This window comes from Roseateles sp. GW821-FHT09G03 (assembly GCF_059416045.1).
The window spans coordinates 1-26,083 of the sequence record NZ_JBWKOK010000002.1; the positions used below are offsets into that span (position 1 = coordinate 1).

General features: G+C 70.2%; 22 protein-coding genes. 13 read left to right on the forward strand and 9 right to left on the reverse strand.

Annotated features, from left to right (window positions below):
* From AC07OZ_RS07250 to AC07OZ_RS07285, 8 genes are all read left to right on the forward strand, one after another.
* A partial coding sequence (locus AC07OZ_RS07250; protein ID WP_495466500.1) for a YhdP family protein occupies positions 1-2,642 on the forward strand: 2,642 nt, incomplete at its 5' end.
* The gene (locus AC07OZ_RS07255; RefSeq protein WP_495466501.1) at positions 2,639-3,511 is read left to right on the forward strand and encodes a carbon-nitrogen hydrolase family protein; all 873 of its coding nucleotides are present in this window, start codon (positions 2,639-2,641) and stop codon (positions 3,509-3,511) included. The genes AC07OZ_RS07250 and AC07OZ_RS07255, both read left to right, overlap by 4 nt.
* A gap of 75 nt (positions 3,512-3,586) precedes the next feature.
* On the forward strand, positions 3,587-4,174 hold the full coding sequence (locus AC07OZ_RS07260; protein ID WP_495466502.1) for a hypothetical protein: 588 nt from the start codon (positions 3,587-3,589) through the stop codon (positions 4,172-4,174).
* A gap of 182 nt (positions 4,175-4,356) precedes the next feature.
* Positions 4,357-5,364, forward strand: coding sequence for a methionine ABC transporter ATP-binding protein (locus AC07OZ_RS07265; protein WP_495466503.1), 1,008 nt, complete (start codon positions 4,357-4,359; stop codon positions 5,362-5,364).
* A complete protein-coding gene (locus AC07OZ_RS07270) occupies positions 5,361-6,050 on the forward strand; it encodes a methionine ABC transporter permease (RefSeq protein ID WP_495466504.1) in 690 nt (229 codons plus the stop codon). Before AC07OZ_RS07265 ends, AC07OZ_RS07270 begins: the two co-directional genes overlap by 4 nt.
* 118 nt (positions 6,051-6,168) lie before the next feature.
* Positions 6,169-6,951 (forward strand): MetQ/NlpA family ABC transporter substrate-binding protein, encoded by a 783-nt coding sequence (locus AC07OZ_RS07275; protein ID WP_495466505.1) that lies wholly within the window; start codon positions 6,169-6,171, stop codon positions 6,949-6,951.
* Between the two features lie 166 nt (positions 6,952-7,117).
* The gene (locus tag AC07OZ_RS07280) at positions 7,118-10,201 is read left to right on the forward strand and encodes an MHYT domain-containing protein (protein WP_495466506.1); all 3,084 of its coding nucleotides are present in this window, start codon (positions 7,118-7,120) and stop codon (positions 10,199-10,201) included.
* Between the two features lie 4 nt (positions 10,202-10,205).
* Positions 10,206-11,198: an HD domain-containing phosphohydrolase gene (locus tag AC07OZ_RS07285; RefSeq protein ID WP_495466507.1), complete on the forward strand. Its 993-nt coding sequence runs from the start codon at positions 10,206-10,208 to the stop codon at positions 11,196-11,198.
* Here AC07OZ_RS07285 and AC07OZ_RS07290 read toward each other — a convergent pair.
* Positions 11,140-12,435 carry a hypothetical protein gene (locus AC07OZ_RS07290; RefSeq protein ID WP_495466508.1) on the reverse strand — a complete coding sequence of 432 codons (1,296 nt, stop codon included), beginning with the start codon at positions 12,433-12,435 and terminating at the stop codon, positions 11,140-11,142. The two genes, AC07OZ_RS07285 and AC07OZ_RS07290, sit on opposite strands and share 59 nt — an antisense overlap.
* Before the next feature lie 377 nt (positions 12,436-12,812).
* Here AC07OZ_RS07290 and AC07OZ_RS07295 point away from each other — a divergent pair, with 377 nt between their 5' ends.
* Positions 12,813-14,060, forward strand: coding sequence for a nucleoside recognition domain-containing protein (locus AC07OZ_RS07295; RefSeq protein ID WP_495466509.1), 1,248 nt, complete (start codon positions 12,813-12,815; stop codon positions 14,058-14,060).
* A gap of 46 nt (positions 14,061-14,106) precedes the next feature.
* On the opposite strand, the gene AC07OZ_RS07300 is transcribed toward AC07OZ_RS07295, so the two are convergent.
* From AC07OZ_RS07300 to AC07OZ_RS07315, 4 genes are all read right to left on the reverse strand, one after another.
* On the reverse strand, positions 14,107-15,615 hold the full coding sequence (locus AC07OZ_RS07300; RefSeq protein ID WP_495466510.1) for a hypothetical protein: 1,509 nt from the start codon (positions 15,613-15,615) through the stop codon (positions 14,107-14,109).
* 187 nt (positions 15,616-15,802) lie between these two features.
* Positions 15,803-16,963, reverse strand: coding sequence for a GGDEF domain-containing protein (locus AC07OZ_RS07305; RefSeq protein ID WP_495466511.1), 1,161 nt, complete (start codon positions 16,961-16,963; stop codon positions 15,803-15,805).
* Positions 16,964-17,045: 82 nt separating this feature from the next.
* Positions 17,046-17,846, reverse strand: coding sequence for a LytR/AlgR family response regulator transcription factor (locus AC07OZ_RS07310; protein ID WP_495466512.1), 801 nt, complete (start codon positions 17,844-17,846; stop codon positions 17,046-17,048).
* A gap of 51 nt (positions 17,847-17,897) precedes the next feature.
* Positions 17,898-19,037, reverse strand: a complete 1,140-nt coding sequence (locus AC07OZ_RS07315; RefSeq protein ID WP_495466513.1) for a sensor histidine kinase — start codon at positions 19,035-19,037, stop codon at positions 17,898-17,900.
* A gap of 192 nt (positions 19,038-19,229) precedes the next feature.
* Here AC07OZ_RS07315 and AC07OZ_RS07320 point away from each other — a divergent pair, with 192 nt between their 5' ends.
* The 3 genes from AC07OZ_RS07320 to AC07OZ_RS07330 all read left to right on the forward strand — a co-directional run bounded on the left by AC07OZ_RS07320 (position 19,230) and on the right by AC07OZ_RS07330 (position 21,567).
* Positions 19,230-19,598 (forward strand): YciI family protein, encoded by a 369-nt coding sequence (locus AC07OZ_RS07320; RefSeq protein WP_495466514.1) that lies wholly within the window; start codon positions 19,230-19,232, stop codon positions 19,596-19,598.
* A 166-nt stretch (positions 19,599-19,764) separates the two neighbouring features.
* Positions 19,765-20,175 carry a VOC family protein gene (locus AC07OZ_RS07325; protein ID WP_495466515.1) on the forward strand — a complete coding sequence of 137 codons (411 nt, stop codon included), beginning with the start codon at positions 19,765-19,767 and terminating at the stop codon, positions 20,173-20,175.
* A gap of 99 nt (positions 20,176-20,274) precedes the next feature.
* A complete protein-coding gene (locus tag AC07OZ_RS07330) occupies positions 20,275-21,567 on the forward strand; it encodes an RNA polymerase sigma factor (protein ID WP_495466516.1) in 1,293 nt (430 codons plus the stop codon).
* Between the two features lie 12 nt (positions 21,568-21,579).
* Here the strand turns inward: AC07OZ_RS07330 and AC07OZ_RS07335 are convergent, their stop codons facing one another.
* The 4 genes from AC07OZ_RS07335 to AC07OZ_RS07350 form a co-directional block, all read right to left on the reverse strand.
* On the reverse strand, positions 21,580-22,002 hold the full coding sequence (locus tag AC07OZ_RS07335; RefSeq protein WP_495466517.1) for a type II toxin-antitoxin system VapC family toxin: 423 nt from the start codon (positions 22,000-22,002) through the stop codon (positions 21,580-21,582).
* On the reverse strand, positions 21,983-22,327 hold the full coding sequence (locus tag AC07OZ_RS07340) for a hypothetical protein (RefSeq protein WP_495466518.1): 345 nt from the start codon (positions 22,325-22,327) through the stop codon (positions 21,983-21,985). Before AC07OZ_RS07340 ends, AC07OZ_RS07335 begins: the two co-directional genes overlap by 20 nt.
* A 147-nt stretch (positions 22,328-22,474) precedes the next feature.
* On the reverse strand, positions 22,475-24,106 hold the full coding sequence (locus AC07OZ_RS07345) for a diguanylate cyclase (protein ID WP_495466519.1): 1,632 nt from the start codon (positions 24,104-24,106) through the stop codon (positions 22,475-22,477).
* A gap of 13 nt (positions 24,107-24,119) precedes the next feature.
* Positions 24,120-25,082 carry a LysR family transcriptional regulator gene (locus AC07OZ_RS07350; protein WP_495467349.1) on the reverse strand — a complete coding sequence of 321 codons (963 nt, stop codon included), beginning with the start codon at positions 25,080-25,082 and terminating at the stop codon, positions 24,120-24,122.
* Positions 25,083-25,285: 203 nt separating this feature from the next.
* Here AC07OZ_RS07350 and AC07OZ_RS07355 point away from each other — a divergent pair, with 203 nt between their 5' ends.
* Positions 25,286-26,056, forward strand: a complete 771-nt coding sequence (locus tag AC07OZ_RS07355; RefSeq protein ID WP_495466520.1) for an SDR family NAD(P)-dependent oxidoreductase — start codon at positions 25,286-25,288, stop codon at positions 26,054-26,056.
* Positions 26,057-26,083: the final 27 nt, after the last annotated feature.

The following is a 26,083-nucleotide window of genomic DNA, read 5'->3' on the forward strand; positions in this document are numbered from 1 at the left end:
CCGCCATCCCGGCGACGGCGCCGGTCGCCCGGCCGCTGGCGGCGGCCTCGGTCGCGAGCGCGGCGTCGGCGCCCGCCGAACCCCGCACGCGCTGGTCGGTGCAGTTCACCGACGTCCGGATCGCCAACGGCGACCTGCGCGCGGAGATCGACGGCTCCTGGCAGAGCGGTGAAGGCAAACGCCCCCACGACTCGGGCAGGCTCGACCTGACCGGCCACATCGACGAGATCAGCGCGCCGCGCGTGCTGCGCTACCTGCCCGCGTCGATGGGCCATGAGGCGCGCCGGTATGTCCGCGACGCGATCCGCGACGGCACCGTCCAGAAGATCCAGGTGCGGCTGCAGGGCGACCTGCTCGATTTCCCGTTCGACACGCCGCGCAGCAAGGGCCAGTTCCGCGTCGCCGGGCAGGTCCGCAACCTGACGCTGGCCTACGTGCCCAGCCACCCGGCCGACGACGAGCATCCCGCCTTCCAGTCGCCGTGGCCCGTGATGGAACAGCTGGACGCCGAGCTGATCTTCGACCGCGCGTCCATGAGCATCCGCAACGCGAAGACGAAGCTGATGGGCGTGGAGCTGTTCAACGTCCAGGGTGCGATCCCCGACCTCTACCACCACGCGCCGGTGCTGGACATCGACGGCCAGGCGCGCGGCGCGCTGGCCGACGGCCTGCGCTACGTGAAGAGCTCGCCGGTCGCGGCACTGACCAGCCACGTGCTGGACAACAGCACCGCCACCGGCCCGATGGCGCTGAAGCTCAACCTGCGGCTGCCGTTGATGCACATCGACGACACCACGGTGAAGGGCCTGGTCACGCTGACCGGCAACGACCTGCGCATCCGGCCCGACACCCCGTTGCTCGGCCAGGCGAAGGCGCTGGTGAGCTTCGACCAGAAGGGGCTGCAGATCCGCGGCGGTCAGGCGCGCGTGCTGGGCGGCGACGCCACCTTCGACGGCGGCAGCCAGGCCGACGGCTCGATGCGCTTCGCGGCGCTGGGCACGGTGACGGCCGAGGCGCTGCGCAACGCGCCGGAGCTGGGCCTCCAGCAGGTCGCGTCGGTGATGACGGGCCAGGCCCCGGTGCGTTTCGACCTGGGCGTGCTCCGGGGCGGGCAGACGGAGATCACCGTCACCAGTCCGATGCAGGGCATCACGGTGAACCTGCCGGCGCCCATGCACAAGGCCGCCGACGAGACCTGGCCCCTGCGCGTCGCCACGCGGGCGATCGCGGCGCCGGCCGGCACGCAGCGCGAGGAGCTGCGCGTCGAGGCCGGCCCGGTGCAGGCGCTCTACCAGCGCGACGTCACGACGCACGAGGCGAAGGTCCTGCGCGGCGCCGTCGCCGTGCGTGAGAAGCTGCCCGATCTGCCCGCGCAAGGCGTGGTCGCCCGCGCCACCTTCGACCAGTTCAACGCCGACGCCTGGCAGACGGCGCTGCCGGGACTGACCGGCGGGAAGGAAGGCTCGGCGCTCGACAGCGCGACCGAGGGCATGGCCGAGGGCGGCTACACGCCATCGCAACTCACGCTGAAGGCGCAGACGCTGCAGGTGGCGGGCCGCACGCTGAACGGCGTCACCGCCGGCATCTCGCACGACACCGGCGCGGGCTGGCGGGTCTCCATGGACGCGCAGCAGCTCAGCGGCCTGATCGAGGTGCGGGCCGCGAAACCCAACCAGCCGGGCCGCGTCTATGCGCGGCTGTCCCGGCTGTCCGTGCCCCGCAGCGACGTCGACGGCGTCGAGCAGCTGCTCGACAGGCAGCCGAAATCGGTCCCGACGCTGGACATCGTCGTCGAGGACTTCGAGCTGCGCGGCAAGCGGCTCGGCCGGCTCGAGATCGACGCCCAGCAACAGAGCGACGCGCGCGACTGGCGCCTCGGCCGCCTCGTGCTCAAGAGTCCGGATGCGACGCTGAGCGCCTCCGGCAAGTGGGCGCCGGAACCCGGCCAGGCGCTGCGCCGCACCGAACTCGACTGGAAGCTGGACGTCGCGGACGCGGGCAAGTTGCTGGAGCGGATCGGCCAGGGCCAGGTCTTGCGCGGCGGCAAGGGCGAACTGACCGGGCAGGTGTCCTGGCAGGGCTCGCCGCTGTCGCCGGACTACGCCAGCATGAGCGGCCAGTTGAGCGTCGCGATGGAGAAGGGCCAGTTCCTCAAGGCGGAGCCCGGCGTCGGGCGGCTGCTGGGCGTGCTGAGCCTGCAGTCCATCCCGCGGCGGCTGATGCTGGACTTCCGCGACGTGTTCTCGGAGGGCTTCGCCTTCGACAACGTCACCGGCGACATCCGGATCGGCAAGGGCGTGGCCCGCAGCGACAACCTGCGCATGAAGGGCCTGCAGGCCGCGGTGCTGATGGAGGGCAGCGCGGACCTCGCCGCCGAGACGCAGGACCTGCACGTCCTGGTCCTGCCGGAGATCAACGCCGGCGGTGCCGCGCTCGCCTATGCGGCGGTGAACCCCGCGATCGGGCTGGGCGCCTTCCTGGCGCAGTGGCTGCTGCGCAAGCCGCTGGCCGCGGCCAGCAGCGAGGAATTCCGCGTCACCGGCACCTGGTCCGATCCCCGCATCGAGCAGTTGCCGCGCCGCGCCCAGCCGCAGGGCAGCTACAACAGCACGGCCACCGCGCAAGGAGAGTCCGCCCCATGAGCACGCCTGCCCACAGCACCGCACCGGTCACCGTCGCCGCGATCCAGATGGTCTCCACCACCCGGCTGGAGGAAAACCTCGAACGCGCCCGCCACTGGATCGGCGAGGCCGCCCGGCAAGGCGCCGCGCTGGTGTCGCTGCCGGAGTACTTCTGCCTCATGGGCCACAAGGACACCGACAAGCTGCCCTTCGCCGAGCAGCCCGGCGACCTCGACGCGCCCATCCAGGGCGCGCTCAGCCGCGCTGCCCGCGAGCACGGCGTGTGGATCCTCGGCGGCACGCTGCCCATGGCGATAGCGGTCGCGACGGTGCCGGCGGAGCGGGTGCGCAACACCACCTGCGTCTTCGCGCCGGACGGCTCGCTGACGGCGCGCTACGACAAGCTCCACCTCTTCTGCTACGACAACGGCCGCGAACGCTACGACGAGGCCCGCGTGCTGGAGGCCGGCGAAGCGCCGGTGACCGTCGACGCCGCGATCCCCGACAGGACGACGCTGCGCGTGGGCCTGTCCATCTGCTATGACCTGCGCTTCCCGGAGCTGTATCGCGCGATGAGCTTCAGCGGCGCACGGCCGCTCGACCTGATCAGCGTACCGGCGGCCTTCACCTTCACGACCGGTCAGGCGCATTGGGAGCTGCTCCTGCGCGCCCGCGCGGTCGAGAACCAGGCCTACGTCATCGCCGCCGCGCAAGGCGGCACGCACGAGAACGGCCGCCGCACCTGGGGCCACAGCATGGTCATCGACCCGTGGGGCGAGGTCCTGGCCTGCGTGCCCGAGGGTGAAGGCCTGGCGGTGGCCAAGATCGATCCGGCGCGCATCGCGCAGGTGCGCGAGCAACTGCCGGCGCTGCAGCATCGGCGGCTCTGAGCCGCGAACTCTGAGCCACGAAAGCGGTCCACTTCGGGCGATCGTTGCCCGGTTCGCGGAGGCAAGATGCCCGGCATGATCGACCGTCGCCCCGCTCCCCTCCGTTCCGCGCTGGCCTCGCTGGCTGCCGCGGCGTGCGCCTGCGCGCTGCTGGCGGGATGCGGCACGCCGGCCCGGCCGCTCGAGTCCTCGCTGACCGACATGGAGTCGCTGCAACTGCGCTCGTGGCTGAGTCCGCAGCTGCGTCGCAACATCGACCTGCTGCCGGTCACCGGCGGCCAGGAGACCTCGATGTGGTGGGGCAGCCGCATCAATGCGATGACCTTGAACCAGACCTACCAGGAGTCGCTGCGACGCCTGGGGCTGATGCCGGACGTCCCCGACACGGGCCGCTACCAGTTGCAGGTCGAGGTGCTGGCGCTGGCGCAGCCGAACGTACCGGTGCTCCCGGAGGTCGCCCTCTCCATCCGCTACACGTTGACGGAGCGTGCGGCCGGCGGCGGCAAGGTGCTGTATCAGCGGACGCTGCGCACGACTCAGAAGGCCGGCATCGACGACAGCCTGAATCCGAGCGAGCAACTGCGGATCGCCACGGAATCTGCGTTGCGCAACAACATTGCGGATCTCGTGAGAGAGCTCGCATCCCTCGCTCTTCCGGTCTGAGCAGGCCTCGGAAACCCGCCCTTCCCGTTATACGAATTCAGCAGATTCCCCACCCCGGCATATGCATATAAGCATTGATTGCTTGCCAAACGCCGGGTAATCCCTAAGCATCACGACTTCCGCCCCAAAGAGGCGCATGACGGCAACGGGTGTCACCTGCCGCTAGCGTCCTTCATCTGTCCGTGATCGAACTCCAAAGCCTGCACAAATCGTATGACGTCGAGGGTCGCCGCGTTCCGGCGCTCCAGGGCGTGGATCTGAAGATCGAATCGGGCGAGGTGTTCGGGATCATCGGCGCGTCGGGCGCTGGCAAGAGCACCTTGCTGCGCGTCATCAACCTGCTGGAGCGTCCGGACAGCGGCCGTGTGGTCGTGGCCGGCCAGGACCTCCAGACGCTGGACGCCGGCGGCCTGCGCGCCGCCCGGCAGAAGATCGCGATGATCTTCCAGCACTTCAATCTGCTGAGCTCGCGCACGGTGGCGCAGAACGTCGCCTGGCCGCTGCGCATCGCTGGCTGGGACACGGCCAGGATCGCCCCGCGTGTTCAGGCACTGCTCGCCCGGGTCGGTCTCGCCGACCAGGCGGACAAGTACCCCGCCCAGTTGTCCGGCGGACAGAAGCAGCGCGTCGGCATCGCCCGCGCGCTGGCGCTGGACCCGCAGGTGCTGCTGTGCGATGAAGCCACCAGCGCGCTCGACCCCGAGACCACGCGCTCGATCCTGGACCTGCTGGCCGAACTCAACGACGAGCTGAAGCTGACCATCGTCCTGATCACGCACGAGATGGACGTGGTCCGCCGCGTCTGCGATCGCGTCGCGGTGCTCGAGAGCGGCCGCATCGTCGAGCAGGGCCCGGTGGCGCAGGTCTTCCTCCACCCGCGCTCGGGGACCGCGAAGCGTTTCGTCCTCGCATCGGAACATGTCGACGAAGGCGAGCAGCGCGACGACTACGCGCATGTCGCGGGCAGCCTCTGGCGCCTGACCTTCTTCGGCGAACGCACCTATGAACCGCTGCTGGGCGAGGTCGCCCGCCACGCGAACCTGGACTTCGGCATCCTGTCCGGCCGCATCGACCGGATCAAGAAGCAGCCCTACGGGCAGTTGACGATCGCCGTCAGCGGGGGCGACCACGCCGCCGCGCGCCAACTGCTGGCCGAGCGCGGCGTGCAGGTCGAGGAGCTGCGCGCATGAGCCTCGCCGCCACCCCTTCCCTGCTCGACACCCTGCGCGCCATCGACTGGCCCGAGATCGCCACCGCCGGCGGCGACACGCTGCTGATGCTGGGCGGCTCGCTGCTGTTCACCGCGCTGCTCGGCCTGCCGCTGGGCATCGCGCTCTACCTGTTCGACCGGGACCGGCTGGTGTCCTCGCCCAAGGTGTACACGCTGCTGTCCCTCGTCGTGAACGTGCTGCGCTCGCTGCCCTTCGTGATCCTGCTGATCGTGCTGATCCCGTTCACGCTGCTGGTCACCGGCACCTCGCTCGGCGTGGCCGGCGCGATCCCGCCGCTGGTCGTCGGCGCGACGCCCTTCCTGGCCCGACTGGTCGAGACCGCGCTGCGCGGCGTCGACCGCGGCATCGTCGAAGCCGGCCTCGCGATGGGCGCCAGCACCCGCCAGATCGTGTGGCAGGGCCTGCTGCCCGAGGCGCTGCCCGGCCTCGTCTCCGCGCTGACCGTCACCGCGATCACGCTGGTCGGCTACACGGCGATGTCCGGCGTGATCGGCGGCGGCGGCCTGGGCGACCTGGCCATCCGCTTCGGTTACCAGCGCTTCCAGACCGAGGTCATGGTCGTCACCGTCGTGCTGCTGCTCGTGCTCGTGCAACTGCTGCAGATGTTCGGCGACTGGCTGGTCGCCCGCGTCTCCCATCGATAGCCACCCTCAGCCACGGCCGGCCATCCGCCGCCAGGCTCGCCAAGAACCCCGCCTCCCCCTTTCATCGCCGGGCGCCCCAAGCAGGTATCCGGCACTGTCCCTCAGAGGAGTTTTACCCATGAAGAAGCTGTTCGCCGCCGCCGTCGCGGCCCTGTCGCTGGCTGCCGCCGGCACCGCCGCCGCCGAGAAGCTGACCGTCGCCGCCACCGCGGTGCCGCACGCCGAGATCCTGAACCTGATCAAGCCCGAGCTGGCCAAGCAGGGCGTGGAACTCGAGGTCAAGGTCTTCACCGACTACGTCCAGCCCAACGTGCAGGTCGCCGAGAAACGCCTGGATGCCAACTTCTTCCAGCACAAGCCCTACCTGAACGAATTCAACAAGGGCAAGGGCACGCACCTCGTCGCCGTCGCGGCCGTGCACGTGGAACCCTTCGGCGCCTATTCGACCAAGCACAAGACCCTGGCCGCGCTGCCCGAGGGCGGCACCGTCGCGATCCCCAACGATCCGACCAACGGCGGCCGCGCGCTGCTGCTGCTGGACAAGGCCGGCGTGATCAAGCTCAAGGACAAGGCCAACATCCTGTCCACGACCAAGGACATCGCCGACAACCCGAAGAAGCTGAAGTTCCGCGAGATCGAGGCCGCCACGCTGCCGCGCATCCTGCCGCAGGTCGACCTGGCGCTGATCAACACGAACTACGCGCTGGAAGCCAAGCTGAACCCGTCCAAGGACGCGCTGGCGATCGAGGGCGGCGAGTCCCCGTACGCCAACTGGCTGGTCACGCGTGACGACAACCAGAACGCCCCGGCCGTGAAGAAGCTGGCCGCCGCGCTGCAGAGCGAGGCGGTGAAGCGTTTCATCCAGACGCAGTACAAGGGCGCGGTCGTGCCCGCGTTCTGATCCTCCGAACGCTCCGCTAAGCGCCCCGCACTCGCGGGGCGTTTGCATTTAGGGGAGAGATGCCGCGTATTTGTGCCGCTTGGCGCACGCCGCTTCTTGGCACCATGACGCCCTCCTCCCATGCCCTGGTCTTGCGCTCGCGCGAGCGCAACACCTGCCCCTTCCCGTGCCCGAACTTTCCGCGGTCCTGCCGCAGTTCTTCCTGTTCCGCGACGGCGCCCCGACGCTGCTGCTCACCGGCCGTTACGACTGGCCGCTGGTGCTGCTGTCGCTGGTCGTCGCCTCGCTGACCTCGGCGCTGGCGCTGCAGGTCGCGGGCGTGGCCAAACCGGCCAGGGGCTGGCGCCGCCAGGCCATCCTGGCCACCGGCGCGCTGGCCCTGGGCGGCGGCATCTGGTCGATGCACTTCATCGGCATGCTGGCGTTCGAGCTCTGCGCGCAGATCTCCTTCGACGCCCACATCACCGCGATCTCGATGGTCCCCGCGCTGATCGCGTCCTGGGTCGCGCTGGCGCTGCTGGCCCGTCACCGGCTCGACGGCTGGCGGCTCGTCGTCGGCGGCGTGCTGGTCGGTGCCGGCATCGGCACGATGCATTACACCGGCATGGCGGCGATGGAGATGTCCCTCGCGCTGCGCTACGACCCCGTCTGGTTCGGCGCCTCCATCGTCGTGGCGGTCCTGCTGGCGATGCTGGCGCTGTGGATCCGCTTCGGGCTGGCCGGACGGATCCATCGCCATTGGGCGATCGCGCTGGGCGGCCTCGTGATGGGCTGCGCCATCGCGGGCATGCACTACACGGCCATGGGCGCGGCGCGCTTCGTCGGGCTGGGAGACGGTCCCTGCAACACCAGCATCGAGAACGCCGGCTGGCTCGCGCTGGCCGTGACCGTGATGGCGCTGGCGATCAGCGCGATCACCGCCGGCGCCAACGGCCTGCTGGCGCTGCGCCGGCTCAACACCGACCTGATGGAGGAGCGCCAGCGCATGCTCGCGATGGAGCAGGCGCTGCGCGACAGCGAGACCAAGTACCGCACCGTCATCGCCAACAGCCCCGGCGTCACCTTCCGCTGCCGCCTGGACGAGAACTGGTCGATGCTGCTGATCAACGACGCCGTCGAGGAACTGACCGGCTGGCCCGCGCAGGACTTCCTGGACGGCACGCAGCACTTCGCCGCGCTGATCCACCGCCATGACCAGGAACGCGTGAACGCGGCGGTCGAGACCGCCGTGGCCGCCGATGCGCCCTACTCGATCGAGTACCGCGTCCACACCCGCGAGGCCGGCGAGCGCTGGGTCTCGGAGCGCGGCCGCGCGATGCGCGACGCCGGCGGCGCGCCGCAGTGGATCGACGGCGTGATCCTCGACATCACCGAACCCAAGCGCCTGCAGCGCCAGCTCGAGGAAGCCAAGGAACGCGCCGAATCCGCCGCCGCGGCCAAGAGCGCCTTCCTGGCCAACATGAGCCACGAGATCCGCACGCCGATGAACGCCATCCTGGGCTTCACCGAGCTGTTGCTGGACACCACGCTGGCCGACGCGCAGCGCCGCCACCTGACGACGGTGCGGGGCTCGGCGCGATCGCTGCTCTCGCTGCTCAACGACATCCTCGACACCGCCAAGCTGGACAAGGGCGCGATGGAGCTGGAGGCCGTCGACTTCTCGCTGCGCACCGTCTGCGAACAGGCGCTGGACTCGCTGCGGCTGCTGGCGCAGCGCAAGAACCTGGCGCTGTACCTCGACTATCCGGGCGCCGAACCGCGCTTCTTCAAGGGCGACCCGCTGCGCGTGCAGCAGGTGCTGCTGAACCTGGTCGGCAACGCCATCAAGTTCACCGAGCGCGGCGTGGTGACGCTGCGCATGCGCCAGGAAGGCGGACAGATCCACCTGGCCGTCATCGATACCGGCATCGGCATCGCCGCCGACCGGCTGGATCGCATCTTCGACGCCTTCGCGCAGGCCGATGCCTCGACGACGCGCCGCTTCGGCGGCACCGGGCTGGGCACGACGATCTCGCGCCAGCTGGTCGAGCGCATGGGCGGCCGCATCACCGTCGAGAGCGAAGTCGACCAGGGCAGCACCTTCCACGTCTGGCTGCCGCTGGCGGCGGGCGATGCGGCGCGTGCCGAGTCCGACGCGACCGAGGTCGCCGTCACGCTGCCGCCGCTGCGGCTGCTGGTGGCGGACGACGTGGCGCAGAACGGCGAGCTGCTGCAGATCATCCTGGGCCGCGAGGGCCATCAGGTCACGCTGGCCTCGGACGGGCTGCAGGCGTTGAAGGCCTTCTCCGACGAACGCTTCGACGCGGTGCTGATGGACGTTCACATGCCCGGGCTGGACGGGCTGGGCGCGACGCGCCGGATCCGCAACTTCGAGCACGCGCAGGGCCGCGGCCACACGCCGGTCGTCGCACTGACCGCCAGCGTGCTGGAGGAAGACCGCCAGGCGGCGCTGGCCGCGGGCATGGACGGTTTCGCGGTCAAGCCGCTGGACCCGGCGCGGCTGTTCGCCGAGATCGCCCGCGTGCTGGGACTGACGCCGGGCCGCTCGGCGGACTCGGCCGGGCCGGTGCCGACGACGCGCCATGCGATCGATGCGCGCGTCGCCGGCGCGGCGGCCGGGCCGCTGGACTGGCAGCAGGGCCTGCGGCTCTGGGGCAGCGTGACCGCGTGGCAACGCGGCCTGCGCCGCTTCGCCGAAGAGCAGCGCGACGGCGTCGCGCGGCTGCACCAGTTGACGCACGGCCGGCAATGGATCGAGATGCGCGGGCTGGTGCACCGGTGGCGCGGCGTCGCCGGCAGCCTGGCGATGCCGGGGCTGCTCGCGGCGGCGCAGCCGGTGGAATCGGCGCTGCGGCTCGGCAAGCAGGAAGATTTGATGGCGCTGGTGGACACGCTCGCGCTGGCCTTGCAGAACACGCTGGACGCCGTGGCGGAGCTCGACGGCACGCCGTCCGGCTTCGCCGCGAGCGCGCCCATGCCCATGGCGGAGCCGTCGGCAACGGCGGTTGCCGTGGCGCAGGAACTGCGCGAGAAGAAGACGCTGATCGATCGGCTGGCCGCGGCGCTCAAGCGCAGCGAGCTCGACGACGAATCGCTGGCCGCGCTGCGGGCCGCCTTCGGCGCCGAACGCACCGCGCCGCTGTCGCAGGCGCTGGACGATTTCGATTTCGACGCGGCGCTGCTGCTGCTGCAGTCGTTGCGCACGCAGCTGAGCGCGGCTTCCCATGCCGCGTCAGGTGCGCGAGGATGACGCGATGACCGCCGACCACCGCCCGCGGCTGCTGCTCGTCGACGACGAGCCCGCCAACCTGCAGGTGCTGCGCCACGTGCTGCAGGACGACTACCGGCTGCTGTTCGCGCGCGACGGACAGAAGGCGCTGGAGCTCGCGAAGACCGAGTCGCCGCAGCTGATCCTGCTGGACATCATGATGCCGGGCATGTCCGGCCTGGACGTCTGCCGGGTGCTGAAGTCGCAGCCGGCGACCAAGCGCACGCCGGTGATCTTCGTCACCGCGTTGGCCGACTCGCGCGACGAGACAGAAGGCTTCGAAGCCGGCGCGGTGGACTACATCGCCAAGCCGGTGAGCCCGCCCGTCGTGCGCGCGCGGGTGCGTACCCACCTGTCGCTGGTGCGCGCCGACGAACTGCGCGAGACGCGGCTGCAGATCGTGCAGCGGCTGGGCCGCGCGGCCGAATACAAGGACAACGAGACCGGCTGGCACGTCGTGCGGATGAGCCACTACGCCCAATTGCTGGCGCTGGCCGCCGGCTGGACCGATCTCGAGGCCGACGACCTGCTGCACGCCGCGCCGATGCACGACGTCGGCAAGCTGGGCATTCCCGACGCGATCCTGCAGAAGCCCGGACCGCTGACCGAGGCCGAATGGACCGTGATGCGCCGCCACCCGGCCATCGGCGCCGAGATCCTCGGCGACCAGACGACCGGGCTGCTGGGCCTGGCGCGGCGCGTCGCGCTGGCGCACCACGAGAAGTGGGACGGCAGCGGTTATCCCGAAGGACTGGCCGGCGAGGCCATCCCGCAGGAGGCCCGCATCGTCGCCATCGCCGACGTCTTCGACGCGCTGACCAGCATCCGGCCCTACAAGCCGGCGTGGCCGATCGAACGGGCCGTCGAGCACCTGCGCGCGCAGGCCGGACGGCACTTCGACCCGGCGCTGGTCGAGCTCTTCATCGGCGTGCTGCCTCAGGTGCTGGAAGTGCGGGAGCGCTTCCTGGAAGAGGCGTGAGCGGCGCGCGCCAGCCCAGCACGCGCCAACGCGCCGGCAGCGCGGTGCCGAGCGGCTCCCACCACGGATCGTTGTCGTGGCCGATGTCGGGGAGGCGCCAGTAGGAGCCTTCCGGGATCCGCGCCTTCAATCGATGGAAGCTCGTCACGCCGGTCCGGTTGTCTTCGCTCAGGAAGATGTCGCCCGGCGTTCCGCTTTCGGCGTTGCCATCCCACGGCACCTTGGCATCCAGGACCTGCCGGGCCAGATGCGCGGCATCGGCGCTCAGCCCCTGTGCCAGCATCACCCGATGCACCTCCGGCCAATGCAGGGCCAGACGGAGATGCAGGGTGCCAGGCGCCGCCAGAAGTCCCACGAGCGCACCCGGCCGGTAGTACTCGTCCGTGGGCGAGGCGCGCGTCGCCATCAGGCCGGCGCCCTGGTTGGCACCGACGAAGGGCGCGTCGAGCACGGCCGGTTGACCCGGCGCGGGCATGGGGCGGCCGGCGCGGGTGATGCCGTCCGACGCCAGTCCGACCAGCGGGATCAGCCAGCGGTCGGCGCGCAGGACATCATCGCGACCGTTCAAGGCCACCGTCACGTCCTGGCCCAAGGTGTCCTCGCCGCCGATGGCGGTCCCGGCGGCGAAGGCAAAACGCTCCGGCTCCGTCCGCCTGTGGAAGGTCAGCGAGCGGAAGGTCAATGGCAGGTGGATCTCATCGCCGAAGCGCATGCCCGAACCCATCACGCCGTGGTAACTCCTGATGAACATGGGCGTGTCGGTGCGATCGACCCGCGTCGGCGTGGGGCCGTAGGCATAGAGGCGCGTACCCTCCCACCGGGCGGGGCTGGGCGCTGCCGGATCCCGCAGCAGTTCCCGCTCGCGCCGGTAGCTCGGGATCGGAGCGCCGGTGGTACCCAGCGGCGCCCAGGACTCGGGTTCGTCCAGCACGATCAGCTGCAGCCCGGCGGGAGGCGCATGGCGCAGCTGGCGATCCTCGATGAGACGCCCGCCCAATGGCCGCCGATTGACGCGTTGCGCGAGCTGGACGCGTCCATCGCCGCCAGCAGACAGCGCGCCGACGGCGCACGCGTAGGTGGTCAACGCCACGCGCGGCGAGATCTGCGTCGCGGAGCAGTGATCCCGCCCCAGCACCCACAACGGCACCTGATACAGCGTCCCGGACGGCGCGGGGCGCTGCGGTGCCTCCGCCGCCGCCTCGGTGGTGAGGATCGTGCCCAGCAAGACGCCGAGCATCCATGGTCCGCGTCCGCGACGGACACCGGCGCGACCCGGACGAGGCATCGGGCCGGCAAGCCCTCGACGGCAGGAAAAGATCGACATGACAGTCTCCAGCCCTTCGACAACGGGAAGGGTCGGGACATTCTTCGAAGGCAGCCCTCACGGCTCAATGACCGCGAGCCGGGGCACGTCGATCCTCGACTGCCCGGGACCGGGCCCGCCGGCCCGATGCGTGCCGATGTCATGCGCGCGATGGATGCGGCCGTCCGGCTTCCGTCCGATGGGGACCGCCCGCATTTCCCGCGCCGGTTATGACCCGCCCCCACAAGGTGATGCTCGCAATCCCCAGTCGCCGCGGCCCGCCGCGCGGGACGCCGGAATAATGCGCGCCCATGGTGCTCAACTTCATCTGGATCGGGTTCTTCCTGATCGGCTTCGCGGTCGCGCTCGCGCGGCTGGTCCAGGGCGACCTGACCATCTTCACGCAGGTGCTGACCGGCATCTTCGACACGGCCAAGACCGGCTTCGACATCTCGCTCGGCCTGGTCGGCGTGATGAGCCTGTGGCTGGGCCTGATGAAGGTCGGCGAGAACGCCGGCGTGATCCAGCTGTTCGCGCGCGCGATGGGCCCGTTCTTCGGCCGCATCTTCCCGGAGGTGCCGCGGGGTCACCCGGCGGGCGGCTCGATGGTCATGAACTTCTCGGCCAACATGCTCGGGCTGGACAACGCCGCCACGCCGCTGGGCCTGAAGGCGATGAAGGAACTGCAGGAGCTGAATCCGCAGAAGGACACCGCCAGCAACGCGATGGTCATGTTCCTGGTGCTGAACACCGCCGGCATCACGCTGATCCCGACCACGGTGATCGCGATCCGGCAGGCGATGGCGGTGGACCAGGGGCTGGTCGGGTTCAATGCGGCGGACATCTTCCTGCCCACGCTGATCGCCACCTTCATCTCGTTCATGTCGGGGCTGATCGCGGTGGCCTGGGTGCAGCGCATCAACCTGTTCAGCGCGCCGGTGCTGGTGTTCGTCGGCGGCTTCATCGGGATCATGGCGGCCGTCTTCGGCTGGCTGCACAGCTATCCGCCGGAGGTGATGTCGCAGTACATCGGCGTGCTGGGCAGCGGCGTGATCCTGACCATCATCGTGATGTTCATCGCCGTCGGCGCCTGGCGCCGCATCAACGTCTACGAGTCCTTCGTCGAGGGCGCCAAGGAAGGATTCGGCGTCGCGGTGCAGATCATTCCCTACCTGATCGCGATCCTGGTGGCGATCTCGGTGTTCCGCACGACGGGCTGCATGGAGTTCGTCGTGCGCGGCATCGCGGCCGGCGTGGCCGCGCTGGGCCTGCCGACCGACTTCGTCCCGGCCCTGCCGGTCGGCCTGATGAAGACGCTGTCGGGCAGCGGCGCGCGCGGGCTGATGGTGGACGTGCTCAAGACCTACGGCGTCGACAGCTTCGAGGGCAAGCTCGCCGCGATCATCCAGGGCTCGACCGAGACCACGTTCTACGTGCTGGCCGTCTACTTCGGCAGCGTCAACATCAAGAAGACCCGCTACGCCCTGACCTGCGGGCTGCTGGCCGACTTCGTCGGCCTGGTGGGCGCGATCCTGGTGGGGTACTGGTTCTTCAAGTGAGGCGCGACGCCCTCGGGCGCCGCTCCACCGTCACGGCATCAGCGCGTCACGGCACGGCGCGAGGCGCGTCCAGGAGGCGCATCTCACGCACCGGCGGGAGTTGCCCGCCAACGTAGTCCCAGTAGGCGTTGCTGCTGGCGTCGAGCGGGAAATAGGCCAGGCGCCCATCGGGCCGGGCGGACTTGAGCTGGAAGTACTCCCGCCGGGCGTTGGTGGGGTTCAGATAGCCGTAGTAGCCCCCGACGACAGGCGTCCCGTCCTCGGGCGGACCACCGTCGTAGCGCCAGTTGAAGGTGATGCGGCGTCCCTCCGTCGCCGAAGGCAGCTCGGTGCCCAACGGCTCCCAGGCGGAGCCCGGCGTACCGGCGTTGGCGAAGGACGTGCAGGCGCTCGTGAACTTCGCGCCGTCCGGGCCTGGACGCATCGGATGTTGCATCAGTCGGAAGAAGGGCATGGTGCCGAGCAGGACGTCGAGCCCCGCCGCATCCACGTACAGCTGGCCCACGTGCGTGCACTCGCGCGTGTCCGCCAGTCGCTGTCCGGGGATCTTCTCGAGCACGCGGTCGGCGATGGCCAGGGCCTCTTCCCTGCGTCCGTTCTTCAGCAGCATCTTGAAGATCCATGGCCAGTAGTTGGACAGGCGGATTTGATAGGGCCCTTGCCCGACCAGGCCCACCAGCACGTCCCGACCGCCGTCCTGCGCGAAGATGCCCGCCCCCCACTCCCCGGGCCTTGTCTCGCGCGTGCCCACCGGGCCGACGAAGCTGACGTTCGACAGCGCGGGCATCACGAGGTCCGCGAGGTCCTCGTCGGAGAGTTGCAGGCCCAGATCCGCTCGCACGAGCTCTGCGAGCGCCGCGCCGTAGACAGCCGGGGCCTCGCTCCGCGCGGCTGCGAAGGAGCGGAGCACGGGGCCGAACTGGTCCATCACCCCTCCGGGCAGATGATCGGGCGGGGCCAGGTCGTGCCGTGTGTAGACCGTGGCGGGCGAGACCCGCTTCACGGCTGAGGGCGCCAGGGTGTCCCCCAGATAACCGGCGCGGCGTTCCGCGGGGGACGCCATCAGCAGGTATTCCGATCGGTAGCTGGGAATGGCGCGGTCAGGGGTCGCGTCGCCCTTCACCGGCGGCACCTCGTCGAAGAGGACGAGCGCCAGGTCGCCGACGCCGGTCCGAGCCCTCTCCATCGAGACGTTCGCGTCCTGCACGAAGGGGATCACGCGTCCCCGCAAGAGCCGCCCCTCCGGGTCGACGACCTGCCGGAATTCGACCTGCGGAGATGGCCCCCGCGTTGTGTTTCGCCTGGGCAGGACACACGTCGCCGACGTCACCGCCGCACGGTCCGTGATCAGCGTCGCCGAGCAGTGTTCGGTGACCAGCAGATGCACCAGCCCGGCGGGGCGCGGCGTCCGGGGCTGCGATCCGGCATCCACGGCAACCGCGGTGTCCGCGAGGGTCGCTCCTCCGACACCCGCCAAGGCGGCCATCCAGATCGACCAGGCACGCAACCGCATGCCACCCGGGCCGTTGAGCCCCGCTCGTTGTGTTTCCAACATGACAATCCTCTTCGAACGACACGGCCGCCGCGGCGGCCTCCACCGGCGGTGGACGGAACGTTGGTGTCATGCGCGCCAAGGGGTGTTCCGCCGAAAAGCGGGAAGCGCGCAACGATCGCTCCGGCCTCTGGATCGATCCGGTCCGTTCGACTGGCGCTGGCGCCGCGCGTCCGGCGCGGGATGGGAGTCACTCGACGCGGTCGCGCCCGTTCGCCTTGGCGCGATAGAGCGCCGCGTCGGCGCGCGCGAGGAGCGCGTCCAGGCTGGCATCGTCCGGCAGCGCGCAGGCGACGCCCAGGCTCGCCGTGCACGGCGGGATGCCAGGCTCGGGCACATGCGACGCGAGCGCGGCGCGGACGCGTTCGGCCGATGCCAAAGCGGCCTCGGCATCGGTGGACGGCAGCAGGATCACGAACTCCTCGCCGCCATAACGCCCGAGCCGGTCCGTCACGCGCAGCTGCTCCCGCATCACCGCCACCGCGCCGGCCAGCACGCGGTCGCCGGCCTGGTGGCCGTGCCGGTCGTTGACCAGCTTGAAGTGGTCGATGTCGAGCAGCAGCAGCGACAGCGGCTGCCCGTAACGGCGCCAGCGGTCGAACTCCTCGCCGCCGGCCTGCAGCACCGCGCGGCGCGTCAGCGCGCCGGTCAGCGCGTCGCGGGTGGCGAGCAGCTCGAACTCCTCGCGCACGCGCTCGCTGGCCATCAGCAGCACGCCCACGCTCAGCAGCAGCACGCTGAAGCAGTAGCTCGCGATGTAGGTCGTCTGCACCGCCGTCATCGCGAAACGCGACGACTGCGTGCCGTCGACCCAGAAGGTCGCGACGCCGCGCGCGACGAGCACCAGCGCCTGCAGCAGCAGCGTCGCGCCGATCAGGCGCGCCGCGAATCCGCGGCCGTCGCGCAGGATCAACCGCGCATGCGCGAGCACGCAGGCGGTCATCGTTCCGGTGAACACGACCATGCGGACGCGGTAGTCCGGCCAGACCAGGAACCAGGTCAGCACGGCCAGGCTGAGCAGCGCGACCGCGCCCCACAGGCGCCAGGTCACGCGCTGTCCGAAGAAACGTTGCGAGCCGAAATAGAACAGCCCGCAGCCGGTGAGCAGCAGCGCGTTGCCGGCCTGCGCCACGACGAATTCCGGCAGCAGTCCCTGCAGCGCGTACACGCCGGCGGCGAGCGCGCAGGTCATCGGCGCCAGCGCCCAGGGCAGCAGTCCGCGGATCGTCGGCGGATAGTTGCGGCGCACGCCGAGCAGCACCGCCCCCATGACAGCGGCCATCAGCGCGGTCATGACGGTGATCGAGCGGGGATCGAGCTGCATGTGTCCGGCAGTGTAGGTCTCGCCCATGACGGGACCGCCGTCACCGGCCCACCGCCAGGCCGCCGCCGGACCGTTCCGGTCGCCCGGCGATCACCAACCGCCCGGACGACTACATCGACTTGAACAGGTGCACGTACGCGCGGCTGACCGGCAGCTCGCTCGCATGGCCGCGCACGCGCACGAACAGCCGGCTCAGTTCGTCGCGACGGGTGCCGCTCACATGGTCCAGGTTCACGATCGTCGACCGGTGCACCTGCCAGAAACGCTCGCCGTCGAGCTGCGCGGCGAGCTCGTGGATGGGCGTGCGGATCAGGTACTCGGTCGTCGCGGTCTGAACGCAGGTGTACTTGTCGTCGGCACGGAAGAAGAGCACCTCGTCGACGGGCACCTGATGCATCAGGTCGCCCTGCGTCGCGCGCACCCAGCGCAACGGTCCGGTGGGCCTCACCGTCGCGCCGCCCGGCGCGTGCAGGCGCTGCAGCGCGGCCAGCAGCCGCGCGTCCACGCCGTCGTCGCCGGTCGCGTCCGCCACGGATTTCGCCAACGCGCGGCGGATCCGTTCGACCGTGCGGCCAAGCCGTTCCGCCTCCACCGGCTTGAGCACGTAGTCGATGGCCTCCTGCTCGAAGGCCTGCACCGCGTACTGGTCGTAGGCCGTGACGAAGACGACCCGCGTCGCGCCCTCGATGCCTTCGGCGACCTCGAGTCCGGTCAGGCCCGGCATCTGGATGTCGAGGAAGGCCAGGTCCGGCTGCAGCGCCGCGATCTGCTCGGCGGCCTCCAGACCGTTGCGGGCGATGTGGACGATGTCGAGCTCCGGCCAGACGGCCGCCAGCTGCGCCGCGAGAGCGCGGGCCAGGTGGGGTTCGTCGTCGGCGATCAGCGCGGTCGGTGCGGTGAGTGCGGTCATGGTCGGCAATGGAAAGGACGGGAGGAATCCGGGGAGCAGGCGCTCAGGCGTTCAGGCCTCCAGAGGCAGGCGCAGCGTGACGCGGCAGCCAGGCTCGGCGGGAACGAGGGTCAGCGACGCGCGGTCGCCGTAATGCGTCATCAGGCGCTCGCGCAGGTTGTCCAGCGCGATGCCGTTGCCGGTGCGGCGGGAGGCGCCGGGACCGACGCCGTCATCGCGCACCTCGATCACCAGGAAGCCGCCTTCCAGTGCGGCGTCGACGCGCACGGTGCCGCCGTCGATCTTGGGCTCGAGGCCGTGATGGACCGCGTTCTCCACCAGCGGCTGCAGCAGCATCGGCGGCAGCGGCACGACGCGGGCCTCGGGCGTGGCGTGGATCTCGAAGCGCAGGCGGTCTTCCATCCGTGTCTGCAGCACGGTCAGGTAGGCGGTGGCGAGGGACAGCTCGTCGTCCAGCGGCCCCGTCTCGCGCCGCAGGCCGCCCAGCGACGCCCGCAGGTAGGCGGTGAAGGCGCCCAGCATCTCCTTGGCCTTGGGCGCGTCGTAGTCGATCAGCGAGTGGACGTTGGCCAGCGTGTTGAAGAGGAAGTGCGGCTCGATCTGGCCCTGCAGCAGCCGCAGTTGCGCCTCGGTGGCGCGGCGCTCGGCGGTGAGCTGGCGGTTCTTGGCCGCGAACCAGTGGTGCAGCGCGAAAGTGATGCACAACGAGAGCGCGGAAGTGATGCCGATGATCTTCCCGCCCTGGGACCAGTCCAGCCGGACCCAGTTCGCCAAGCCTGCCAGCCACATGCCCGGCACCCAGCCGAGCAGCACGCCCAGCAGGGGCACGCCGGAGAAGAACACCGTGCGCCGCCAGTCCGCCCAGGCGCGGATGCGGGCGCGCCCGCCGAAGAGCGGCACGAGGATCGTGAACAGCGTCTGGATGAGCAGGCCGATGGTCAGGCAGACGATGACGTTCTTCCAGTACCACCATGCCCAGATCGCGGGATCGGTCCAGCGGGCAGTGCGCGCGTTCAGCACGAAGCCCAGGACCGTGAAGCCGACCGCCAGCGCGCAGGAGAACAGCACGGTCCACACCCACTGCAGCCAGCCGGGGCCGCTGGGCTGAACGTCGTTGCTCAGCCAGGCGTGCCAGGAGGCGCGCAGTCGGCGGGCATCGCGCCAGACGGGACGGGACGGGGCGGGAGTCATGCGGCGCAGTGTAGGGAGGCGTCGAGGCCGTCCCTCCCGGGGAAACGACGGATCGACAGCGCGCCGGGCGGATCGACGGCGGGGGGCGTGGACGGCTGGCCGGCCGCCGGTCTTCGTGGTCCGAACTTGCCCTGACCTTTGACAGTGACGGGGACGTGTGGTGTCCAATAGCCCGACCACACGGAGACCCGCATGAGCTACATCCTGCTGATCAACGAACCTGTCGGCCAGCGCGAGGCGCGCACGCCGGAGGAAGGCCGCGAGGCCTACGACCGCATGACCGCCTACGCCGACCAGCTCCAGGCGAAGGGCCTGCTGCACGCGGCGCAGTCGTTGCAGTCGGTCAACGGATCGACCCGCGTCGCCAAGCGCGACGGCCGCATGACGACGGTCGACGGCCCCTTCGCCGAGGCCAAGGAGATGGTCGGCGGCTTCTTCTGGCTGAACGTGAAGACGCGCGAGGAGGCGCTGGCGATCGCCCGCGAATGCCCGGCGGCGGAGTGGTGCACGGTGGAGGTCCGCTCGATGGTCCCGTGCTACGCGGAGTCCAAGGCTTCCTGAAGATTTTTTGCGTGATCGCGTCGCGTCCTGTCGAAACCGGCGGGGCTGCGTCGTCGTGCCAGTGTGGACGCTCCGGAAGCGGAGCGCCGCCATCAGGAGGGCACGATGCGACCACCGATCCGCCAGCACGGGCCCCGCGACCTCACACCCATTCAGGAGTTCCGCCATGCGCCACAAGCAAATCTTCGTGAACCTGCCCGTCAAGGACGTGGAGCGCAGCAAGCGCTTCTACGGCTCGATGGGCTACGAGTTCAACCCGCAGTTCTCCAACGAGCAGGCCTTGTCGATGGTCATCTCGGACGACATCTACGCGATGCTGCTGGTGGAGGAGTTCTTCCAGACCTTCACGCCGCGCAAGATCTCGGACGCGCATGCGACCACCGAGGTGCTGACCTGCCTGTCCTGCGAGAGCAAAGCGCAGGTCGACGAGCTGATCGCCAAGGCCCTGGCCGCCGGCGGCACCGTGCCGCGCGCGCCGCAGGACATGGGCTTCATGTACTCGCAGGCGTATGCGGATCCGGACGGGCACATCTGGGAGCTGATGTACATGGACATCACGCAGTTCCCCGGGGCCTGAGACCGGACCAGGCCGCGCGCGACCGCGCGGCCGCCGCCGCGACCTCCGCGGCGGCATGTCATGCGGCAGGGGGCGGCCTGAGGCCGTACGATCGCGCGCATGACCGACGAGACCCATCGCGCGATCACGACCGTCTGGCGGCAGGAGTCCGCCAAGATCATCGGTGCCCTATCGCGGCTGACGCGCGACGTCCCGCTGGCGGAGGAGCTGGCGCAGGACGCGCTCGTCGCCGCGCTGGAGACCTGGCCGAGACAGGGACTGCCGGACAAGCCCGCCGCCTGGCTGATGACCACGGCCAAGCACCGCGCGCTGGACCGGCTGCGCCACGTGAAGCTGAGCGGCGACAAGCTGGAGCAGCTCGGCCATGAGCTCGACGCGCGCGAGGCGATGATCGTGCCGGACTTCGTCGAGAGCCTGGACGACGACCGCGCGGCGCGCGAGATCGGCGACGACGTGCTGCGGCTGATGTTCTGCGCATGCCACCCGGTGCTGAGCCTGGAAGCGCGCGTGGCGCTGACCTTGAAGATGGTGGCCGGCCTGACGACCGGCGAGATCGCTCGCGCCTACCTGCAGACGGAGCCGACGGTGGCGCAGCGGCTGGTCCGCGCGAAGCGCACGCTGGGCGAGGCGAACGTGCCGTTCGAGCTGCCACGCGGCGAGGCGCTGACCGAGCGGCTGTCCGCCGTATTGGAAGTGCTCTACCTGATCTTCAACGAGGGCTACGCGGCCACCAGCGGCGAGCGCTGGATCCGGCAGGACCTGTGCGATGAGGCGTTGCGGCTGACGCGCATGCTGGTGAAGCTCGCGCCGCAAGAGGGCGAGGTGCTGGGTCTGCTGGCGCTGATGGAACTGCAGTCCTCACGCGCCGCGGCGCGCGTCGATGCGCAGGGACAGCCGGTGCTGCTGCTGGAGCAGGACCGCTCGGCGTGGGATGCAGCGGCTATCGAGCGCGGCCTGACGGCACTGGAAGCGGACGACCGTCTGGCCGCCGAGTTGAACGACGGGCAAGGCCTGGGACCGTACGCGCTGCAGGCGGCGATCGCTGCCTGCCACGCGCGGGCACGCCGCGCCGAAGACACCGAGTGGCCGCGCATCGCCGCGCTCTACGAAGCGCTCGCGGTGCGGCAGCCGTCGCCGGTGGTGGAACTCAATCGCGCCGTGGCCTTGTCGATGGCCTTCGGCCCCGCAGTCGGTCTGGAGATCGTCGACCGCCTGATGGAGGAGCCCGCGCTGAAGCAGTACCACTGGCTGCCCAGCGTGCGCGCGGACCTGCTGTCCAAGCTCGGCCGGAACGCAGAGGCGAAAGAGGAATTCGAACGCGCCGCCGCGATGACCGGCAATGAGCGCGAAAGGGAGCTGCTGCTCAAGCGGGCGAGGGAGCAGGGGCACTGAGGCCCCTGCCGGTCAGAACACTTCAACACCGGCGAGTTCCGCAGCGGCCCGCAGCCCCTTGTCCGCCGTGGCGAGCGCTGCGTTCTTGTCGATCGCGAGCGCCAAGTACAGCGCGTCGAAGCCCTGCACGTTGTGCTGCAAGGCGAACTCCACCTGCTCCGGAAGCGGCATGACATCCTCGTCCATCGCAATCGGATAGAAGTCGAGAAGCTCCGCGTACATCTGGAGCTCCTCCTCCGGCCAGCTTTGTGCGCGTCCACGCTTCAGCAGGGTGTACGCGCACTCGGCGGTGAAGACATAGGGCGCGATGAGGCGGGCCTCCTTCAACGCCGAAGCTTCAGCCAGACGCCCCGCATAGCGATGAAGCGACTCGCTGTCCTTGCGCAGCGCCAGCCATCCGAGCGCCACATTCGAGTCAACGACAACGGTCTTCATCGCGAGTCTCCCGAGTCCACGCCACGACGTCGCCGCCTCCTCGCGGCTCTTCCAAGAGTTGACGATGCTTCGAGTAGATCTCAAGCATTCGCTCAGGGGCGTCGTATCGCATATGCCCCTTGCCCGCCCCGGCCGGCGGAGGCGTGAAGCGCCCCTCTTCTCGAAGGCGGATCAGGCGGTTGATGGCCTCGAGCTGACGTCGGGCCGTGATGGAGTACGGCCCCGGGATCACATCGAAGGCATTCGACACTCGATCCAGGATGGGAGAAGTGGTTGGGGGGAGCGGCGGCTTGTTGTGGGCCGAAGCGCCCATCAGCAGAGTCATGAAGCCTCCTAACGGCAAGTTGCGGAAGAGGCGTTCATTCTTGGCTCGGGTCAGAGGGGTCGACTTTCACCCAAGGCGTTTTTTCGGCGAAACCGCCACGCAGGTTCTTGCGTATCTGATCGAAACACGCGCCGTCGGCGCGCACGATCAATCCGGCGAATCGCCCTCGCCCTCGCTCTCATCGGTGAGCCACGTGCCCGCCATCGCGGCGCTCTTGCGCTCGCGCTTGGCGGCGTACATCGCGGCGTCGCTGCGCGCCATCAGCGTCTCCAGCGTGTCGCCCTCCTGGCGCTGCGCGGCGCCGATGCTGATGCTCACCTGCAGACCCTCGGACACCGTCGACCAGTCGTGCTTGCGCACCGCCTCGTCGAGCCGGAGGCAGGCCTGCTGCGCGATCTCTTCCGTCGCGCCGCGCAGCAGCAGCACGAACTCGTCGCCGGCCAGGCGCGCGGCGACGTCGTGCTCCCGCACGTGCTGTCGCATCAGTCGCGCGATCTGGCTCAGCACCTGGTCGCCGACCAGGTGCGAGTGCCGGTCGTTGACCTGCTTGAAATGGTCGACATCGATCAGCGCCAGGCTCACCACGCCGCCGCCCGCGAGTTGCGCCCGCGCGTGATCCTCGAAGCTGCGGCGATTCGCCAGCTCCGTCAGCGGATCCTCCATCGACAGCTTCTCCAACCGCAACGCCTCGTCCGCGAGCTGCGCGCGGTCGCGCTCGCTGCGGCGCGCGTCGAGCTGCCATTGCACCGTCGCCTCGCGGCTCGCGAGGCTGGCGATGCGCACGCGCGCCTCGCGCTCGCGCAGCGCGCGCATCCGCTGCAGCGCACGCTGCGGCTGCCCTTGCTGTTCCTCGATCTGGCTCGCGATCAGCTCGCCGAGCTGCGCCAGCGGCTCGTGCTGCACGGCGTCCGCCGCCGTCACCGTCTGCGCCGCCGCGCGCCGCGCCTGCGGCCACAGGCGACGCGCCCAGGCGAGCTCCGCCTGCACCCAGCCCGCCAGCGCGACGAGCCAGTGACGCTCCTGCTCCGGCAACTGCGCCAGCGTCTGCTGCAACTCGGGTTGCGCGTAGGCCGTCGCGCCCTTCCAGATCTGCGCCATCGTCTGCATCAGCGTCCACCAGCAGTGCGTCTCGGCATCGCCTTCGGACAGCAGATGCCGCGCGTTGATCAGGTGCCCTTCGAGCGGCCCCAGCGGCGGCAGCTGGCCGCGCTGCTCGCGCTCGCCGGCATAGGCAAGGAGTGACCCCAGCGCCAGCCACAGGCAGGCGATGAGCGGACTGAGCCGCGGCTTGCACGCGTTGGCGGCGTCGGCGGCTTGTCTCAGCACCTCGGCGGCCTTGTCGAAGTTGCGCGCCCACACGTGGCAGGCGCCAAGATCCTGCAGCGCCACCACCAGCGCCGCGCCGTCGCCGCGCGATTGCGCCAGCCGCAGGCCGAGCAGCGCCGCCTCGATGGCTTCCTCGTGGTGACCGGCGGTCGACGCGCTGTGCGCGAGCACCGACAACGCGCCGGCCTCGCCGACCGCATCGCCCTGCTGCCGGAACAGGCGCGCCGCCAGCTCGCTCCGCGCGCGCGCTTCGCCGGGCCGGTGCAGCACGCGGTCGCAGCGCGCCAGGTGCAGCAGCGCCTGCGCGCGCTGCGCCTCGTCGCCCTCCTCCAGCGCGAGCAGCAGCCACTCTTCGCCGGGCGCCTGCGCGGCGACGGCGTCGCCGGCCTGCAGCGCGGCGTGCGCCTGCCGGGAGAGGGCGGCGTGCGGGTCCAGGAGAGGGTCGGAACGCAAGGGGATCAGCGGATCAGGCGGTCGGGGCCGGAGAAGCAGAGGATAGCGGCAACAGGCGCGGAGCCATCAGGTCGGCCAGCCATTGCATGAACGCCTGGACGCGCCGAGGCAGTTGCCGGCGGTGCGCATAGAGCAGATGGACCGGCATCGGCGCGGGCCGGAACTGCGGGAGCACCTCGATCAGACGACCATCCAGCACCTCGGCCTCGAACCCGTGACGCGGCACCTGCGTGATGCCCAGGCCGGCGAGGCAGGCTGCGGTGTAGGAACCCGAGTCGCTCACGGTCAGCGCCCCCGTCATCGGCTCGAAGCGCGTCGCGCCGGACGCGTCGCACCACTCGAAACCCGGGCAGCGCTGGCCCAGCGTCGTGGCGTACTGGATGAGCCGATGACGCGCGAGATCCTCCAGCGTCTGCGGCACCCCGAACGCCGCGAGGTAGTCGGCGCTGGCCAGGTTGGCCATCTCGAATCCGCCGAGCGGCCGCGCGACCAGGCTCGAATCGCTGAGCGGGCCGACCCGCAACACGCAGTCGAAGCCCTCGCGCACGAGGTCCACGCGCCGGTCCGTGCTGCTGAGCTCGAGCTCCAGCCCCGGATGCGCCGCGAGGAACTCCGGCAGCCGCGGCACGACGATGTCATGCGCGACCCGCATCGGCATGTCGACCCGCAGCCGGCCGCGCAATCCGCTGGCCGCCGGCTGGAACATGGTCTGCATGTCGTCGAGATCGGCGAGCAGGTCCTTGCAGCGCTCGTAGCAGGCCTGGCCGTCCTGTGTCAGCTGCACGCGCCGCGTCGTGCGGTGGAACAGCCGGGTGCCCAGGCTGGCCTCCAGCCGCTGGACAGCCGTGGACGCGCTCGCCTTCGGCAGGCCGAGGCTCTGCGCCGCCTGCGTGAAGCTGGCGAGCTCCGCGACGCGGACGAACACCTGGAGCGTGTCGATCGACGGCGGCGGCGAGGTCGGTCCTGCGCCGGGCATGGCGACCGGCGCCATGCCCGGCGCCGTGACGGACGCCTGGCCGGACGCTGGAAGGGGCGCGGAGGTCGGTGAGGACAGGACGGGGACGTCACTCATTTGTTCACCTTGGACGAACGGTCAAATCAGTTTTAGGCGATTTATACGCCATTCGTCGATCAATAAAGTTCCTGCATCCGATCAACACGCCCCCACAGGAGCTCACCATGACGACTTCATCCACCACCAAGATCGCGCTGATCACCGGCGGCAGCCGCGGCCTGGGCCGCAACGCGGCGGTGCACCTGGCGCGCCGCGGCATCGACAGCATCGTGACCTACCGCAGCCAGCAGGGCGAGGCACAGGCCGTGGTCGACGAGATCCGCGCGCTCGGCGGCCGCGCGGCGGCGCTGCAGCTGGACGTCGACGACAGCGGCGCCTTCCCCGCCTTCGCCGAGGCGCTGAAGCAGACGCTGAAGCAGCACTGGCAGGTCGAGCGCTTCGACCACCTGGTCAACAACGCCGGCATGGGCGTCCATACGCCGATCGCCGACACGACCGAAGCCCAGTTCGACGACCTCATGCGCGTGCATCTGAAGGGCCCGTTCTTCCTGACGCAGGCGCTGCTGCCGCTGATCAACGACGGCGGCAGCGTGCTGAACGTGTCGAGCGGCCTGGCACGCTTCACGATTCCCGGCTACGGCGCGTACGCCGTGATGAAGGGCGGCATCGAGGTGATGACCCGCTACATGGCCAAGGAGTTCGGCGCACGCGGCATCCGCGTGAACACGCTGGCGCCCGGCGCGATCGAGACCGACTTCGGCGGCGGCGCGGTGCGCGACAACAAGGAGGTGAACGGCTTCATCGCCTCGGTGACGGCGCTTGGCCGCGCCGGCCTGCCGGACGACATCGGCCCGGTCGTCGCCTCGCTGCTGTCGGATGACAACGGCTGGATCACCGCGCAGCGCGTGGAGGCGTCGGGCGGGATGTTCGTCTGATGCCGTGAACGAAGGTGGCGGCGATGC